We start from the raw sequence: 16,432 nt of genomic DNA, 5'->3' as shown, positions 1-16,432 counted from the left end.
TGAATTTGCGTGAATCCTGCAGTGCGCAAGCTGTCTGTGACGCGAGCGCTGGGTATGGTGACGGACCAGCATCTCTGCCTCTTCAGCCCCTCAGCCCCGACATGCCCCCCTTGCCAATCCCTGACCTCGCCGAACGCCTGGACCGCCTGCCGGTGACGCGGCTGCACATGATGGCCATGCTGATGTGCGGGATCGGCATGACGATCGACACCCTCGAGATGGCGTTCGGCGGCGTGCTCGGCACCGTGTTCTCGACGCAATCCGCGCCGGTGCCACCCAGTGAACTGGCTTTGCTGCTCTCCGCTGTATTCCTGGGTGCCGTGCTGGGGGCGCCTCTGCTGGGCTGGTGGGCTGACCGGCAAGGCCGCCGAGGCGCATTGGTGGGCCTGATGTTGTGGATCGCGCTCGCCTCGCTCGGCGCGGCCCTCGCAGACGGCGTAGGAGAAATCACGCTGTGCCGCTTCCTTGCCGGCCTCGCGCTCGGCGGTTATCCGCCCATCGTCATTGCCTATCTCACCGACCTGCTGCCGCCGCAGCGGCGAGGCACGCTGATCTTTCTTAGCCTCACGCCGTCGTTGCTGGGGCCGCCGGCCGCCATCTTCATGGTTCGTTGGCTGGCTCCGCTGCAACCGCTCGGGATCGAGGGATGGCGTTGGGGCTTCCTCGTGGGGAGCGCCTGCGCGCTGCTGTCTGCACTGTCCTTCCTTGCCTTGCCAGAGTCGCCGCGTTGGCTGCGCGCCCGCGGTCGGGAGGCAAAGGCGGAAGCGGTCTTGCAGAGCTTCGAGCGCTCTCCCACCGTGCTTGTCGCGCAACGCGACAGCTCGGCCTCCTCGTCGGCGAGAGACTCTTCGGCTCAGGAAGACGCAGCCCTGCCCATTCACGCGCGTCGGCGCTGGCTGGCGGTTGTCGGCCTGTTCTCGCTCAGCCCCTGGGCCACCATTGCCTTCCCGTTGTTGACGGGCGCCGTGCTCGCCCAGCGCGGCTTCAAGCTCGACGCGGCGCTCCTGATCTTCGGGCTGTCGTCCATGGGCCCGCTGGTAGGCACACTGCTCGCATCGAGCCTGATGGACCGGGTCGAGCGCAGGGTGGCGATGGCGGCCTGCATCGTCGCAATGCTCGCCTGCGGCGCGGCGTTCAACTTCAGCACCGGGACGGCGGCGCTGATCGTGGCAATGGGCCTGTTCAACCTGGCCGTGTCGCTCTACGTACCGCTGCTGACTGTCTACAGTGCAGAGTTGTTCCCGACGCACCAGCGCGCGTCCGCCACGTCGGTGGCGTGGGCGATCAATCGCCTCGGGGGGGCACTGGGGCCGCTGCTGCTGGTGCCGACGCTGCGTGGCGCCGGGCCGGCGGTGATGTTCGCGGTCGTTGCGGCAAGCCTCGTGGCGACGCTCGCAGTGCTGGCCACCTCGCCGCGCGGGCGACAGCGCCAGACGGTCAGTTGACGTCGTCACAAGCGGTCAGCACGACCTCTGCACGCCGCTGGTCGACGCAGCCGCGCCCCTCGGTGAATCCGGCCAGCATCCCAACGAGCAGCGCTCGGGCCGCCTCGCGTCGGCCGGCCGACCGCCATTGCTCCGCCAGGCTGGTCGCCGCGCGCACCTCCCACGCTCGCGCGCCCTGGTTGCGGGCCAGTGCCAGCGCGCGCAGCAGCAAAGGCTCGGAGGCCAGGCGCTCGCCCTGTACACGCAGCACCTCAGGAGCGCACCAGCCAACCGTGCCGGCCTCCACCCGCTCCAGCACCGCCGGGCTCACGAATTCGGGCGCCAGCGTGCTCAGCATGTCCGACTGCATTTCGTTGGTCCGATCGGTGTCCCCGAGCCGCACGCGCATCGCCTCGACATCGTGACCGCGCACAGTGAGCGCCTTGCAGTAGGTGTGTGCCCATGCGATCCAGAAGCTCTGGAAATGCGTGAGTTCGTGGTCCACGAGGCGAGCCAGGTAGGACAGGGCAAGCTGGTCCTCGCCGCGCCAAAGCAGGATGGGCATGATCGCCAGCGACAGCGCCTGGCTTAGCGCAAAGGGATGGGCGCCCTCACAGAAGCGCAACAGTTCCAGCGCACGGTCGAGCGCCTCGTCGGCAAAACCCTGCAGCCAGCGGATGCGGGTCTGCAAGATGCCCATCGACACGGGCGGCGGCATCTGCGTGTAGGTGCCAGCGCGCCAGGGGCCGGCGTGTTCGAGAACGCGCACACAGCTTGTCCATGCCGCTTCATGTTCTCCGAGGTAGTGCCTGCCGAGCGCGTCGAAGCGCCATGCGGCCATGGTCGCGGCGGCATGGGTCGGGTCAAGGGGGTCTCTCGGCAAGGCGGCGTACCGCGCGGCACGGGCGACGACCGTCGGGTAGTCGCCGCGGCCGAATGCGTTGGCGGACAACGCGAACAAGGCCATGCGCTGCTGCGCCGCTGATCCGTTGCGGCCCAGCTCTTCGAGTTGCGCTGGCGCCTCGGCAGGGACCGCACGATCCAGCAGGCACTGGCCGCCCACCATGCATAGGAGAGTAAGCAGCCGAAGCTCCAGTTCGACCTGCGGCTCGCCGTGGGATCGCAGGGCAGCCAGCGCGTCAAGCGCTCGTGGCTGGAACTCGTCGTTCAGGCCGATCTCGAGTTGCAGCCGACCCGACTCGATCACCAGTTCCGCGCCCAGTACTGGGTCGGCGCCCGGGCCGTGTGCCCAGTCCAGCGCTGATCGAACGTCCGGCATGGATCTGGCATGGGCCGATCGCCAGATCGCCAACGTGGTTCCCGGGTCACGCAGCTCCGCGTTGGCGCGCGCGAGTGCGTCGCGGATGCTCACCGCATGGCGTCCGCCTACCTCGTGGGCGTCGCCGTCCTCTACCAACCTCTCCGCGGCGTACAACCGGGCGACAAACAGCAGGCGATAGCGCCCGGCGCCCCCAGTCTCCAGCACGACCAGGGAGCGCGACACCAGATCAAGGAGAGAGGCGATCACCCGTTCACGCGTGATGCGCCCGCAGCCGGCCACCTCGACGGCGGCCTGCAGGTCGAAGCTTGAACGGAAGACCGACAAGCGGTGCAGCACCGTCCGCATGTCCTCGTCCAGCAGGTCGTGGCTCCAGTCCAGCAGGGCCTGCAGCGTCTGGTGACGCGGCAGCACCGTGCGGCGCCCACGCCGCAGCAGGCGGAAGACATCGTCCAGTCGGTCTGCCAGGGCGTGGATGCCGAGGCTTCCTACGCGCGCTGCGGCGAGCTCGATGGCCAGCGGCATGCCATCCAGGTGGTGGCAGATGCGTATCGTCGCTGCCAGATTCGCGGGCGACAGGCGGAAGTCGTTCGCGCTCGCAGTCGCCCGCTCGACGAACAGCTGGATGGCCGCGAAGGCCAGCGCATCCTCGAGGCTCACATCTGTTTCCACGGACGGCAACGCCAGCGCGCCCAGGCGATAGACGGCTTCCGTCTCCGCCTCCAGCGGTTCGCGACTGGTGGCCAGGATGCGAACCGCCGGAGCGAACCGCAGCACACGCTCCGCCAGTGCGGCAGCCGCTGTGGCCAGGTGTTCGCAGTTGTCCAGGACGATCAGCAGGTCACGTGGCGCCAGTGCTTCTTCGAGGACGGACCAGGGGCATGGCTCAGGGGCAGTCACGCCGATTGCCGTCGCGAGCGCGTGTGGGACCAACGAGGCATCATCGAGTGGCGCAAGGTCAACGAAGCACGCACCGTCGGCATGCCGGGCCGCGGCTGCGTCTGCAAGCGCCAGCGCCACGGTCGTCTTGCCCATGCCGCCAGGCGAGACAAGCGTGACCAGTCGGAATAGTTCGAGCTTGGAAGACAACGCGGTCAGCTCCTGCTCGCGGCCGACGATGCCCGTCAGCCGGGTGGGCAGGAGGCGGGGCGACATCGACACGACCGTCGCTCCAGGCGCCGAGCCCTCAAGTTGACGCTGCACGCGCATGCCCTCTGCCTGGGTGACGTTCATGACGAAGCTGTACCCACGCCCCGGCAAGCTCGCGATGTAGCGACTGCCGTCCTGACCATCGCCGAGCGCCTTGCGCAGCAGCGACATGTGCACACGCAGGCTCGATTCCTCCACCACGGTACGAGGCCAGACCTGCGCAAAGAGGTCGTCATGGCTCACGACGTCGCCGGCGCGCGTCACCAGCGCGATCAGCAGGTCCAGAGCGCGACCACCGAGGCGGACGGGACGCCCGCCATCCAGCAGGAGTTTGCGCGCCGGATCGAGCGTGAAGCGCCCGAAGCTGAGCACCCTCTCAAATGCGGGATCCGGCGCGGGTGCGGCGTTCGCGTCGGGCATGTCGCCTAGAAGTCGCGGCGCAGTGTGGCCAGCCAGGTGCGCGGGGCGTTGTAGTTGGCCGCGTCGACATCGGCCGACGGGATCATCGTGCGAAGCACGACGTGCGTCCGGTTCGTGGCGTTGCGCACGCGCACCGAGACGCTCCAGGGGTGCTCGGGGCTGGACCAGTTCGCGCTCAGGTTGATGTAGGTCTGCGGCCCGATGGCGAGGGCTGGGTTGTTCTGCACGTCGGCGAACTGCTTCGCCAAGCGCTGCAGCGTGGCGCTGAACTCCAGGGACGATCCGTTGGGCAAGGGCTGGGCGTGGCTGAACCGCGCCGACAGGGACAGGTGCGAGGCATAGGGCAGTTCATTGCCGACGTAGTTGCTCAAGGCGGYACCGGTCGGGTTCGCGAACTCGTCGATGCGGCTGCGCAGCAGCTCTACGGCCAGCGCCAGCTCAGTGCGCGCGGCCAGCTTGGCGGCCATGTCGATGTCGACGCCATAGGTCTTGGCACGGCCGGCATTGACCAGCACCTGGTCGGGCACCAGCACGCCGTTGATCACGGTGTTTTGCAAGGACGCCAGATATTCGCCATAGCGGTTCAGGAATAGCACGACATCCGCCGTCAGCCGCCCGCCCGCCAGCCGCCACTTGCTGCCCAGCTCCCAGGTGCTGACCTTCTCGGGCCGGGCCGCGTAGGTGGAGGCGCGCTCCGACGCGGTGGCGCGGTTGAAGCCGCCGAACTTCTGGCCCATCGCGAAGCTGGCGTACAGGAAGTGGTCGTCGCTGCGCTGCCAGTCCACACCCAACCGGGGCAGCAGGCCATGGCTGGTGGTCGACAGGTCGGTCGCGTTGTAGACCTCCTTCGTGCGCTGTTGCTGGGCGTCGAGCGTCCAGAACCGGTTGCCGCCGGTCTGGTTCGTGCGGTAGGCGCGCAGCCCGGCGGTCAAGCCGAACTCGTTGGTCCATTGGTAGTGCGCCTGGCCGTAGATGCCTACGTCGGTCGTCTCCAGGTGGGTCTGGCCTTCGGTGTCGATGCGGGCCCGCGGCGGCAGCGGGATCTGGTCGACGATGCGATCAAAGTCGAAGCGGTCGGACACCAGCATCAGGCCTGTCGTCCAGTCCAGTCGGTCCTGCCGCGCCTGCAACTGCACCTCCTGCGAGAACGCCTTCTGTTCCACCGTTTGGGACAGCAGGTAGCGCAGCGTCGCCTTGCCGCCGATGTCGGCAATCGTCGGGTCGTCCCGATAGGCGCGGTAGCCGGTGAAGGAATGCAGGTCGATGCCGTTCCCCAGCGGATGCGTGACCTTCAGCTGCAGCCCGCCGGCAACGCGCTTGAACGGCCCGGGCGTCGCCATCACGAAGGTCACCCGCGGGGCCGACTGCGGGTCGTTGAGCGGGAAGTTGCCAGTGTTCGTGTCGGATCGGTCGATGAGGCCATCGACCGCCAGCACCGCGTCCGTGCCCGACGGCTGCTGCAGGCGCAGCTTGGCGCGGAACTGGGTGGCGTCGAGTGCGTTGACACGCTCGCCGGTCGAGGCGTTCGTGCCGAAGCCGTCGTTGCCGCGTCGCGACAGCGCGAAGCTGCCCGACAGCGGACCGTCGCCGATGGGGCCGTTGACGTAAGCGTGCAGCTCGGCATCACGGTAGTTGCCCAGGCTCACCGAGCCCCAGGCCACCGGCGACCGGGTCGGGTCGAGGGAGATGACGCGCACCGCGCCGGCCGTGGAGTTCTGTCCGTACAGCGTGCCCTGCGGCCCGCGCAGCACCTCGATGCGGGCGATGTCCGGCAGGTCCCACAGCGCGGTGGCATAGCCGCGGATCAGCGGCACGTCGTCCACGTAGATGCCAACCGCCTGGCTCATCGCCGGCACCGACACGCCCATACCGCGGATGCCCACGGCCTGCGGCTGGTTGCTGAAGCCGTTCGGCACGGTGACACCCGGCACGGTGCCGACCAGGTCGCTGAGCTGGGCCGTGCCGCTCGATTCGATGGCGTGCTGGTCGACGACGCCGACCGACAGCGGCGTGCGGCCCAGCACGGTCTGCCGGCGTTGCGCGGTGACGATGACGGGCCGCAGCGTGACGGCGGACGACGAGGCTGCCGCAGCTGATGCGGCTGGCTCGGGCGGCGTGGCGGCCTCCTGCCCGAGTGCAGGCCAGGCGAAGGCGGCCAGCAGCAGACCGGCTATCAGCCTGTGCGCGCCGCCGCGCTCGCCATCGCTCATTCCCCTGTGCACCATGTCGACCCCACTCCACCCTGCTGCGCGCCGACATGGCGGGCCTGCCGGGAATGATCGCCGTGGCGTGCCGGCCGGCCGCGTGAATCGGTGTGAAAACTGGTGAGGCCGCCCGGTTTGCCCGGATCAGTGGAGTTCGTCCATCAGGGTGCGCGCCGCCACAAGGTCGGCGGTGCCATGACCCTCGTCGAATCGTTCGTAGACGCCGGACAGCAGCCGACGGGCTTCTGCGCGCCGATCCTGGCCGCACCACAGCCGCGCCAGGCTCGTCGCGCTGCGCAGCTCCCATGACAGCGCGTTCTGCGACCGGGCGATGTCCAGCGAACGCGTGAATGCGGGTTCGGCGTCGCCAGCCGCCTGCGACGCGCCGCGCAGCCCGTTCTCGGTATGGGCACGCAGAATCTCGGGCGCGCACCAGCCCACCACGCCGCTGTCGACCCGCTCGACGCCGACCGTGGACACGGCGCTCTCGACCAGCGTGCCCAGCATGTCCAACTCGCCCAGGCCGGACAGTGCCTCGACCGGCCCGAGCTCGATGCCCAGGCGCAGCGGCCCGCCGTCGGCACGCGCAGCGAGTACCTTGTCGTAGCTGCGTGCCCACGACTGCCAGTAGGCCTGCGAGTGCCAGTCCGCATGACGGCGCAAGCGCTCCACCAGCACGGCAGCGCGATGGGTCTCGCCACGCCAGAGCGCGATAGGAATCGCCGCCATGGCGAGCGCCTGGCTCAGCGCCAGCGGGTTGCTACCTTCGGCATGCGCCTCCGCTTCAGAGGCGCGCTCCACAGCCCGGTCGCAGGCGCCCTGCATCCACAGCATGCGGGCCTGCAGGATGCGCATCGACACCGACCGCGGGATATGGCCGATGTACTGGCGGTAGGCGTTGCCGGCGGGGTAGTGGAGCACTCGTTCGGCCAGCGGCTTGGCCGCCTCGTGCTGGCCGAGGTAGTGGTGGCTCAGTGCGAGGAAGCGATCGGACAGCAACACCGCGGCCGGCTCGTCCGGCTCGGGCGCGTAGTGCCTGACGCGGCGTGCCATCTCGCCGACCTTGCGGTAGTCGCCGGCTCCGAACGCATTGGTGCATAGGCTGAACATGGCCTCGATGCTTTGCGCGGGAGAGTTGAGCTGTGCGGCCAGTTCCAGCGTCCTTTCGATATTGGCGGCGTATGCGAAATTGCGACCCTTCGTAAAGGACCCGTGGAAGCATCGCGCCGAACACAGACGCAGTTCCAGCGCGGGTTGCGCGGGCTGCAACGTGTGAACTGCCTCCATGGCGAGGTCCACCCAGGCGCGGCATTCGTCAATCAGCCCGAGCTCGTTGACGAGGTCAAACGCCGCGGCAGTGAGCTGCACGCCCAGCAGCGCGTCGCCGTCCGGCGAGAAAGCCCAGTCCATGCCGGCGCGAATGTCGTCCATCATCCGACCGTAGCGCTGCAGCCACTCGTCGATCGGCAGGGTGTCGCGTTGAGGCATGGCCCGCAGCAGCGCGTCGCGGAAGTAGGTGGCGTGGGCGACAGCCAGCCGTCGTGCTTCGCCGCTGGACGCCAGCTTGTCGGCCGCGTACGTGCGGGTGGTGTAGAGCAGGCGGTGCTGGACCGTGAGGCCGCTGGCGTCCACCGCCACCAGCGACTTAGCTGCCAGGCCCAAGACGCCGTCCACCACCGCCTCGGGTGACAGGTCGGCGCTGGCAAGCACGGCAGAAGCCGATTCGAGCGTGAACGCTGAGCGGAAAATCGACAGCCGGCGCAGCACCACGCGCTCGACGTCGGTGAGCAGGTCGTGGCTCCAGTCGAGCAGGGCCTGCAGCGTGCGGTGGCGCGGCAGCACGGTGCGCCGGCCGCGTGTGAGCAGCATGAACATCTCGTCCAGGCGCGCCGCCAGTCCCTGCAGGCCTAGGCTGTCGATGCGGGCGGCAGCGAGCTCGATGGCCAGCGGCATGCCGTCGAGCTGCCGGCATAGATGGCAGACGACGCCGACGTTGGCCGCGCTCAGCGCGAAGCTGTCCGAGTTGGCGCTGGCACGCTCGGCGAACAGCTGCACGGCTGCGAAGGTGCGGGCCTGCTCCAGCGGTGGCGGCTCGTCCAGTACCGGGGCCTCCAGCGCGGCCAGCCGGTGCACCCACTCGCCTTCGGCGTCCAGCGCCTCGCGGCTGGTGGCGAGGATGTGGGTGCGCGGCGCCTCGCGCAGCACGCGTTCTGACAGCGCCGCCGCGCCGTCGATGACGTGCTCGCAGTTGTCCAACACGATCAGCATGCGACTCTCGCGCAGCGGTTCGCGCAGCGTTGCCCAGGGGTCGGCGGATGAGATGGACACGTTCAGCGCCGAGGCCAGCGCAAGCGGCACCCGCCCGGGGTCGGACAAGGGGGCCAGGTCGACGAACCAGACCCCGTCCGGAAACCGCGCCAACTGCGACTCCGCGACCGCCAGCGCGACCGTCGTCTTGCCCATGCCGCCCGGCCCGACGATGGAGACCAGTCGCTGGGTCGCCACACGTTCGCCGAGTGTCCGGGTGATGGACGACCGGCCGATGGCATGACTCAGCCGCGCCGGCAGGTTGTGCATCGGACGCAGGGGCGTCGGAGGTGGATCCTGGGCAGCAGCGGGCTCCGTGGACCTCGCCGACTCCTCCGGCGCATCGACGGTCACCACGGGGACGACGAAGCTGTAGCCGCGACCCGGGACGTTGGCGATGTAGCGGGCGCCCGCCACGCCGTCGCCTAGCGCCTTGCGCAACGCCGAGACGTGCACGCGCAGGCTGGTTTCTTCAACGACAGTGTGCGGCCAGACGCGGGCTTCCAGCTCCGCCCGGCTCAGCACCTCGCCCGAACGTTCGGCGAGCGCGCAGAGCAGGTCGAAGGCGCGCCCGCCAAGGCGCAACACCTTGCCGTGCTCCAGCAATTGCTTGCTCGCGCGATCGAGGACGAAGGGTCCGAATGCGAGCGCCGGCAAGCCTCCACGCGTGTCGGTTCGCATCGTCTGTTGTGTGATCGGGGCCAGTCCGGAAGGTGTGGAAGCCTCCGGGAAGTGGCAGAAATATAACTGCACCAGCCCTGAAGGCCTTGGAAAGACCTGCTCAACGCTAGCGCTCCCCGGCGAGACTTCAGGGATTGGTCCGATGCCGTTGAGATCGCAAAGTGCCTGGTGTCGGGGACGCCCTCAGAACGCCCAGCACGAGCAGCCGAGCGCCCCCCAGAAGCTGCGGGCGTCATCGGCCGGCGCGGCGCGGTCCCAGGCATGGGCATGCGCGTGCACGCCGCAGGCGTTCGCGCAGTCACAGCCCAGGGCGGCGCGTTCTCCCGTCCGGGTGAACAGCCCGGCCGCCGGATTGCGGTGCTGGTAACCTCCGAAGCGGCGCACGGGGCTCCAGTCCGGGCTTGCTGGCGGCAGCGGCGGCGCCACGTTGGCAAATGCACCACTGGCGTGCACGATGCGCCCGCCCATGACGGTGAGCTCGGACTGCAGGTCGGCAATGTCGCCATCGCTGACCTGGAAGTAGTCGGCCGACAGCACCGCGAAGTCCGCCCATTGGCCCACCGCTATCTGGCCCTTGCGACCCTCGTCGTGGCTGAACCAGGTGTTCGCCTGCGTCCACAGCTTGAGCGCCGTGTGACGGTCCAGCAGATTGCGCTCGGCGGTCATCTGCAGGCCGCCGACGGTCTTGCCCGTGACCAGCCAGCTCAAGGAGACCCAGGGGTTGTAGCTGGCAACCCGCGTGGCGTCGGTGCCGGCGCCCACGGGGAGTCCGGCCTCCAGCATCGCCTTGATCGGTGGCGCTGCCTCGGCGGCGCGGGCTCCGTAGCGCTGGACGAAGGCCTCGCCCTGGTAGGCCATGCGGTGCTGCACGGCGATGCCCCCCTGCAGGAGCGCCACGCGGTCGATGTTGGGCGGAGAGATGGTCTCGGCATGGTCGAACCACCAGTGCAGGCCGTTGAACGGCGTGTCGCGGTTGACCTTCTCGAACACGTCCAGCGCCCGGTCGATGGACTCGTCATAAGTCGCATGCAGCCGGAAAGGCCAGCGCTTTTCCACCAACAACCGCACGACGTCCTCCAGCTCGCCTTCCATGCTCGCTGGCAGCTCGGGCCGGGGCTCGCGGAAGTCCTCGAAGTCTGCCGCGCTGAACACCAGCATCTCGCCCGCGCCGTTGTGGCGGAAGGTGGGCGAGCCGGATAGCGGCGGCAGCATGTCCGTCCAGCGCCTGAAGTCGCCCATCTCGCCGCCCTTGTTCTGAGTGAAGAGGTTGTAGGCGATGCGCACGGTCAGCTCGTCGGCGGCCGCGAGCTTCTCGATGATCTGGTAATCGTCGGGATAGTTCTGGAAGCCGCCGCCTGCGTCGATGACGGAGGTGACGCCCAGGCGGTTCAGCTCGCGCATGAACAGGCGCGTGGAGTTGACCTGGTCCTGCGCGTCCAGCTTGGGGCCCTTCGCCAGCGTCGCGTAGAGGATCAGCGCATTGGGCTGGGCCAGCAGCAGGCCGGTGGGCGTGCCGTCCGGCGCGCGCTGGATGCGGCCGCCGGGCGGGTCGGGTGTGTCCTTGCCGTAGCCCACGGCGCGCAGCGCGGCGGCGTTCAGCAAAGCGCGGTCGTAGAGGTGCAGGATGAACACCGGTGTATCCGGCGCCACCGCGTTCAGTTCCGCCAGCGTCGGCAGGCGCTTCTCGGCGAACTGGTGCTCGCTAAAGCCACCCACCACGCGCACCCACTGAGGCGGCGGTGTCACCTCCACCTGCTGTTTCAGCATGGCCATCGCATCGGCCAGGCTGCGCACACCGTCCCAGCGCAGCTCAAGGTTGAAACTCAGGCCGCCGCGGATCAGGTGGGTGTGGCTGTCGATGAGGCCTGGGATAAGGCGCTTGCCGCGCGCATCGACCCGCCGTGTGGTGGCGCCAGCCAGCGCCACCACCTCGGCCTCGCCACCCACGGCGACGAGTTGGCCGTCCTTCACGGCCAGGGCGCTGGCTTGTGGCTGCGCCGGGTTCAGCGTGGTGATCCGGGCGTTCGTGACGACCAGGTCTGCGCTCATGTCTGCCTCTCCTTCGTCTGGGTCTCGATGCCGGTGATCCGGGGCACGCAGGTCTGCTTGAACCACGCCACGCTGACGTGCTCGCGGTTCAGCATGCGCAGCGCCAGCGTACCGAGTTGCTCGCCGGTGGCGATGCCGAGCAGGCCGAGCAGCGCCACTGCCGGCGGGGCGGGCGATTTCACATGCAGCACCGCATAGACCACGCCGACCAGCAGGCCAGCGGCCAGCGACAGGAGATAGACCTTCATCGGGAGCCCCTTCGTGATTCGTTCAGTGGCCGCTCTCGGAGGCCGAGAACATCGTCGACGCGTAGACGATGCCCAGGCCGTAGGCGCCGCCGTGCTTCTGCGCGATGTCGGTCGTGAGGCCGTAGGTCTCGCCGCGCGCCCAGTCGCGCTGCAGCTCCAGCAGGTATTGCAGCGAGGTCATGGGCCGTGCGCCGGCCTGCACCATGCGCTGCAGCGCGTGGTCGTGCGCCGCGCTGCTGACATCGCCGCAGGCATCGGCGATCACATACACCTCAAAGCCCTGCTCCAGCGCCGACAGCACCGGGCCGACGATGCAGACGGAAGTCCACAGGCCCGCCATCACGAGGCGGTTTCGGTCCAGGCGATTGATCTCGACGGCGATGTGCTCGTCCTCCCAGGTGTTCATCGACGTGCGGTCGATGACCTTGTGACCGGGGAAGGCCTGCTTGATCTCGTCGAACATCGGTCCGCTGAAGCTCTTCTCGGCCACGGTCGTCAACACCGTGGACACCTTGAAACCGGCGGCGGCCTGCGCGATCAGCGCGGCGTTGTTGCGCAGCTCGACCAAGTCGATGGACTGCGTGGCGAAGGCCATCTGGGACTGGAAGTCGATCATCACCAGCGCGTGGTTGCTTGGGTCGAGCAGGGCTTTGGCGGGGGCGGCTTTGGCTATGGACATGGCGTACTCCGGAAGGGTGGGTTGCGGTTCGTTCAGAGTAGGAAGCCGGGCGTGCATCGGCATCCCTCAGATGGCAGAGCGCGCACTCGTCTCTTTGGGCTCCTGGCGATGCGCGATCCATGCCGCGCCTGCGACCAGCGCACACGCCAGCCACAGGCAGTTAAAGCTCAAGCCCGCATAGCCGATGGCGCCCAGCGCCGAGCCGGCCGCGAAGGCCATCACGACGGGCCACAGCGCCGCCGCGCGCGTACGGGTGCCGGCATCGGCCCGGCCGGTGGCCACGGCCAGCAAGTCGATGGTGAGCTGGGTCACGTTGCCGGTCATCACGGTCGTCTGCACCGGCCCGGCCAGGCTGGTGCGCATCAGCGCGTTCTGCACGCCGATGGCGGCGATGAGCAGGAAGCCGATAACGACTGACGGCAGGTCGTCGGGGTGCTGCGGCAGGCCCGCCCAGCCGGGCGCCAGCGCAGCCAGCGCGATCAGCAGGCTCAGCACGCCCAGCAGCCAGGTCGTGGCCGCCATGCCGCGGCGGCGCATGACGGCCTCCGCCTGGTTGGCCAGCACCACGCTGAGAATGAACACCGGGAGTGCCAGCGACTTGGTGAGGATGTCGACATGGCGGTTCACCAGCTCGGCGCCGATCAGCACGAAGTTGCCGGTCACGTGGGCCGTGAACAGGCCGAACAGGCCGATGAAGCCGCAGGTGTCTACGTAGGCCGCCGCCATCGCCAGCAACGCCGGACGGGCTCGGCTCACGTCCGGCGCTCCACCTGGGCCGCGTACAACAACGCCGCAGCCAGGGCGATGTGCTCCCAGAAGCCGTTGAAGGCATGCGCGCGGTCCGCCCCGGGCGGCAGCGGCCACCAGCGGTGTGCCAGGAAGGTGGCGGCCAGCGTGAAGGCCGCCAGCGCTACGCCACCCAGCCAGGCCAGGCGCCCGCCGCTGAGCAGCAGCGCAGAGCCGCCAAGCTGCAAGGCGATGACCGCGGCCGTGATCGGTACCACGGCCACGCCGCCCAGCAAGCCCGCCACCTCGGCCTGCGCACCAGCGAAGTCCAGCAGCTTCAGCACGCCGCTGATCAGGTAGGGCAGCAGCAACCCGAGCAGCGCAAGCCGTCGCCACGGAGCGGGCGTGGCGGGCTTCAGCGGGATGACCACGCCGGCCTCACGCCACGGCAGCGCGGCCGGCCAGCAGCTGGCGCGCCACGGTGGCCACGCGCTTGCCGAGGTGCTCGGCCGTCTGCAAGTCGGCGGGCGGCGGTGCCACATCGGGGCCTTCGTCGGCGTTGGACTGCGCCGCCGCGCCGAGGAAGAAGCCGTGTCGGTTGGCGGTCTCTTCGGTGGACTTGGAGTTGTTGTGGCCCGGAGGCAGGCCGAGGTTGACCCAGTGCATGCCGTGCTGCGCGGCAAAGATGGCCAGTTGCTGCAGCGTGGCCAGCTTGTCGCCGGAGCGCGCTGCCGAGTTGGTGAAGCCGGCCGCCACCTTGTCGCGCCACAGACCGCCCTTGGCGAACACAGTGCGCGAGGTCGCGTCCATGAACACCTTGAACTGTGCCGACGCGCTGCCCATGTAGGTCGGCGCCCCGAACACGATGGCATCGGCCTGGGCCAGCAGGTCCCAGTGTTGGTCGACATCGTCTACCGGCACCAGCGTCACGTCGACGTCGCCGGCCGCATCGGCACCACGCGCCACGGCCTGTGCCTGCCGCTCCGTGTGGCCGTAGCCGCTGTGATAGACGACGGCCAGGCGGATTTGAAAGGGGTTGCTCATGGGAAGTCCTTCTGAAAATGAGTTTGGGAGTCAGGTGCCGCGGCTGGGGAACCCGGCGAGCGGGGTCAGGAAGACGATCTGGCGCTCGCCGGACAGCAGTGCCGGCAGTTGCGCCTCGTAAGCGAGGCGGTAAGGCTTGGAGAGGTGGCGGGCGATGAAGTCGTCCCGCGAGCAGGCCCAGGTCTCGTAGAGCACCAGGGTGTCCGGTTCGTCCTGCATCTCATTCACCCAGGCGTTGATGAACTCGGGCTCGCGGGACATCGTCCTGACGATGTCCATCACCAGCCGCCTGCCCAGCGCGGTGTGTTCGGGCTTGAACGGCAGGTGCACGACGAAGGACACCTGCTCCTGGAGGGTGGCGGCTTTCATCGCTGCGCTGCCTACTTGGCCAGGAAGCCGGTGATGCCTTGAACGGTGGCGTTCGGCTCTTCTTCCATCAACCAGTGGCCTGCACGCGGGACGACCAGCTCGGTGACGTTTGTTGCCGCATTGCGCATGACCACTGCCTGCAGGCCGGCGAACGACTTCTCGCCGCCGACGGCCAGCACGGGCATGGTGAGCTTGGTCTTCATCGTCTCCAGGTTGTCCTTGGCATCCTGCCGGAAGGCCTGAAACTGCGACAGCGCGCCCTTGATGGCGCCGGGCCTGGCATAGAGCTTTGCGTAGTGGTTGCGCGTGCCCTCGTCGATCTTCTCGGGCTGGCCGCCGAAGTCGTTGTAGAAGCGATCCAGGAAAATGCGCTCGCGTCCTGCCAGGAGGCGGAAGACGTCCTTGCCATAGAAGTCGAAGTGCCACAGCTTGGGGTTGCGCACGACCTCGTCCCACGGCGGGATGCCAGGGGGCGGCGCATCCATCACGACCAGCTTCGTCGTCTTCGTCGGGTAGCTCGCGGCATAGGCATAGGCCACCATCACGCCTATGTCGTGGCCGACGACGTCGGCCTGATCGATGCCCAGCACGTCCAGCACGCCGCGGATGTCCTTGGCCTGGTTCATCTTCTCGTAGCCGTTCTCGGGCTTGGCGGACAGACCGATGCCGCGCAGGTCGGGCACGACGACGCGGTGGTTCTTCGCCAGCTCGACGGCAAGCGGCGTCCACATGTCGCCCGTGTCGCCGAAGCCGTGCAGCAGCACGACGGCCGGGCCGCTGCCGCCGACGCGCACGTGCAGCTTCGTGCCGTTGGTGGCGATCTCCTGCAGCTTGAACGTGGCGGGATAGGGCTTGGGCTGGGCCATCGCGTGCGGCGCGGCCGCGAGCACCACGGCGGCCAGCAGGGCGGCTGCGAGCAGTTGCTTGTGGGAAGAGAACATGAAAGCTCCTTGGCAGGTGGGGTGGGATTCAGGTGCGATTGATGGACAGCCCGCCGTCGACGAGCGACGCGGTGCCCGACACGAACGACGAGTCGTCGGACGCGAGGTAGAGCGCCGAGCGGGCCAACTCCTCCGGCCTGCCGACGCGCTTGAGGGCATGCAGCCCGGTGACGAAGGCCTGTGACTCGGGCGTGCCATTCATGTCGCGGTACATGTCGGTATCGACCGCACCGGGCAGCAGCGCATTGACGCGCACGCCTTGCGGCCCGAACTCGGCGGCGAGCGCCTGAGTCAGGCCGATGAGGCCCGACTTGCTGGCCGCATAGGCCGCCACGCCCGGGAAAGCCGCGCTGTAGCCGACAAAGGTTGACGTGAAGATGACCGAGCCACCGCCGTTCTTCAGCATCTGTGCGATCTGGTGCTTGGCACCCAGGAAGGCGCCGGTCAGGTTGACCGCCAGCGTGTCGGCGAAGCCCAGGGCCGACACCTCGGTGGAAGCACCGGCCTCGCCCAGCGTGCCGGCGTTGTTGAAGGCCACGTCCAGCCGGCCGAAGCGCTGCACGGCCAGGGCCACCAGCGCCTGCGCATAGCCCTCCTCGCGCACGTCGCCGGCCAGAGCCAGCGCAGAGCCGCCACGGGCGTCGATCTCGGAGGCCAGATCCTTCAGCTCGGCGGCGCGCCGCGCGCCCACCACAACCTTCGCGCCCTCCGCGGCGAACAGCAACGCGGTCGCGTGGCCGATGCCCGAACTGGCGCCGGTGATGAGGGCGACCTTGCCCTTGAGACGTTGGCTCATACAGAACTCCTGATCCGTGTTTGACAGGCCTGAAGGTTGGGCGATGACAGCGTGAAGTGCGAGTGAATTGGCGCGATTCACGGTCAAGGCGGATGTGAACGACGCCGTGAAGCAGC

Annotated in this window: 13 protein-coding genes; 1 reads left to right on the top strand and 12 read right to left on the bottom strand. The window is 68.6% G+C overall.

Features of this window, described 5'->3' with window-relative positions; all coding sequences use genetic code 11:
* The first annotated feature begins 110 nt into the window (after positions 1 to 110).
* Positions 111 to 1,445, top strand: a complete 1,335-nt coding sequence (locus tag ACXJKJ_RS18355; RefSeq protein WP_457391485.1) for an MFS transporter — start codon at positions 111 to 113, stop codon at positions 1,443 to 1,445.
* Here the strand turns inward: ACXJKJ_RS18355 and ACXJKJ_RS18350 are convergent.
* The 12 genes from ACXJKJ_RS18350 to ACXJKJ_RS18295 all read right to left on the bottom strand — a co-directional run bounded on the left by ACXJKJ_RS18350 (position 1,438) and on the right by ACXJKJ_RS18295 (position 16,316).
* Positions 1,438 to 4,272 (bottom strand): ATP-binding protein, encoded by a 2,835-nt coding sequence (locus ACXJKJ_RS18350; protein ID WP_457391483.1) that lies wholly within the window; start codon positions 4,270 to 4,272, stop codon positions 1,438 to 1,440. The genes ACXJKJ_RS18355 and ACXJKJ_RS18350 overlap by 8 nt on opposite strands.
* Before the next feature lie 5 nt (positions 4,273 to 4,277).
* Positions 4,278 to 6,497 (bottom strand): TonB-dependent receptor, encoded by a 2,220-nt coding sequence (locus ACXJKJ_RS18345; RefSeq protein ID WP_457391481.1) that lies wholly within the window; start codon positions 6,495 to 6,497, stop codon positions 4,278 to 4,280.
* A gap of 123 nt (positions 6,498 to 6,620) precedes the next feature.
* Complete coding sequence (locus tag ACXJKJ_RS18340) at positions 6,621 to 9,464, bottom strand: ATP-binding protein (RefSeq protein ID WP_457391480.1); 2,844 nt, start codon at positions 9,462 to 9,464, stop codon at positions 6,621 to 6,623.
* 183 nt (positions 9,465 to 9,647) lie between these two features.
* Complete coding sequence (locus ACXJKJ_RS18335; protein ID WP_457391478.1) at positions 9,648 to 11,513, bottom strand: amidohydrolase; 1,866 nt, start codon at positions 11,511 to 11,513, stop codon at positions 9,648 to 9,650.
* Complete coding sequence (locus ACXJKJ_RS18330; protein WP_457391476.1) at positions 11,510 to 11,761, bottom strand: XapX domain-containing protein; 252 nt, start codon at positions 11,759 to 11,761, stop codon at positions 11,510 to 11,512. Before ACXJKJ_RS18330 ends, ACXJKJ_RS18335 begins: the two co-directional genes overlap by 4 nt.
* A gap of 22 nt (positions 11,762 to 11,783) precedes the next feature.
* Positions 11,784 to 12,440: a hydrolase gene (locus ACXJKJ_RS18325; RefSeq protein ID WP_457391474.1), complete on the bottom strand. Its 657-nt coding sequence runs from the start codon at positions 12,438 to 12,440 to the stop codon at positions 11,784 to 11,786.
* Positions 12,441 to 12,506: 66 nt separating this feature from the next.
* Positions 12,507 to 13,196 (bottom strand): YoaK family protein, encoded by a 690-nt coding sequence (locus ACXJKJ_RS18320; protein WP_457391473.1) that lies wholly within the window; start codon positions 13,194 to 13,196, stop codon positions 12,507 to 12,509.
* The gene (locus tag ACXJKJ_RS18315; RefSeq protein ID WP_457391472.1) at positions 13,193 to 13,597 is read right to left on the bottom strand and encodes a DoxX family membrane protein; all 405 of its coding nucleotides are present in this window, start codon (positions 13,595 to 13,597) and stop codon (positions 13,193 to 13,195) included. The genes ACXJKJ_RS18320 and ACXJKJ_RS18315 overlap by 4 nt, the downstream gene beginning before the upstream one ends.
* 7 nt (positions 13,598 to 13,604) lie before the next feature.
* A complete protein-coding gene (locus tag ACXJKJ_RS18310; protein WP_457391471.1) occupies positions 13,605 to 14,210 on the bottom strand; it encodes a flavodoxin family protein in 606 nt (201 codons plus the stop codon).
* 30 nt (positions 14,211 to 14,240) lie between these two features.
* Positions 14,241 to 14,579, bottom strand: coding sequence for a putative quinol monooxygenase (locus ACXJKJ_RS18305; RefSeq protein ID WP_457391469.1), 339 nt, complete (start codon positions 14,577 to 14,579; stop codon positions 14,241 to 14,243).
* An 11-nt stretch (positions 14,580 to 14,590) separates the two neighbouring features.
* On the bottom strand, positions 14,591 to 15,520 hold the full coding sequence (locus ACXJKJ_RS18300; protein ID WP_457391467.1) for an alpha/beta fold hydrolase: 930 nt from the start codon (positions 15,518 to 15,520) through the stop codon (positions 14,591 to 14,593).
* 28 nt (positions 15,521 to 15,548) lie between these two features.
* A complete protein-coding gene (locus ACXJKJ_RS18295) occupies positions 15,549 to 16,316 on the bottom strand; it encodes an SDR family oxidoreductase (protein ID WP_457391466.1) in 768 nt (255 codons plus the stop codon).
* Between the last annotated feature and the right edge of the window lie 116 nt (positions 16,317 to 16,432).

The organism is Roseateles sp. P5_E1 (assembly GCF_054049335.1).
Note: the sequence above shows the minus strand (reverse complement) of the source record. Positions and strands in the feature narration are given on the sequence as shown.

What these genes read in the sequence shown, in the direction of transcription:
- ACXJKJ_RS18350 (WP_457391483.1), bottom strand. Translation starts at nt 4,272, where the DNA reads ATGCCCGACGCGAACGCCGCACCCGCGCCGGATCCCGCATTTGAGAGG.
- ACXJKJ_RS18340 (WP_457391480.1), bottom strand. Translation starts at nt 9,464, where the DNA reads ATGCGAACCGACACGCGTGGAGGCTTGCCGGCGCTCGCATTCGGACCC.
- ACXJKJ_RS18335 (WP_457391478.1), bottom strand. Translation starts at nt 11,513, where the DNA reads ATGAGCGCAGACCTGGTCGTCACGAACGCCCGGATCACCACGCTGAAC.
- ACXJKJ_RS18330 (WP_457391476.1), bottom strand. Translation starts at nt 11,761, where the DNA reads ATGAAGGTCTATCTCCTGTCGCTGGCCGCTGGCCTGCTGGTCGGCGTG.
- ACXJKJ_RS18325 (WP_457391474.1), bottom strand. Translation starts at nt 12,440, where the DNA reads ATGTCCATAGCCAAAGCCGCCCCCGCCAAAGCCCTGCTCGACCCAAGC.
- ACXJKJ_RS18310 (WP_457391471.1), bottom strand. Translation starts at nt 14,210, where the DNA reads ATGAGCAACCCCTTTCAAATCCGCCTGGCCGTCGTCTATCACAGCGGC.
- ACXJKJ_RS18305 (WP_457391469.1), bottom strand. Translation starts at nt 14,579, where the DNA reads ATGAAAGCCGCCACCCTCCAGGAGCAGGTGTCCTTCGTCGTGCACCTG.
- ACXJKJ_RS18300 (WP_457391467.1), bottom strand. Translation starts at nt 15,520, where the DNA reads ATGTTCTCTTCCCACAAGCAACTGCTCGCAGCCGCCCTGCTGGCCGCC.
- ACXJKJ_RS18295 (WP_457391466.1), bottom strand. Translation starts at nt 16,316, where the DNA reads ATGAGCCAACGTCTCAAGGGCAAGGTCGCCCTCATCACCGGCGCCAGT.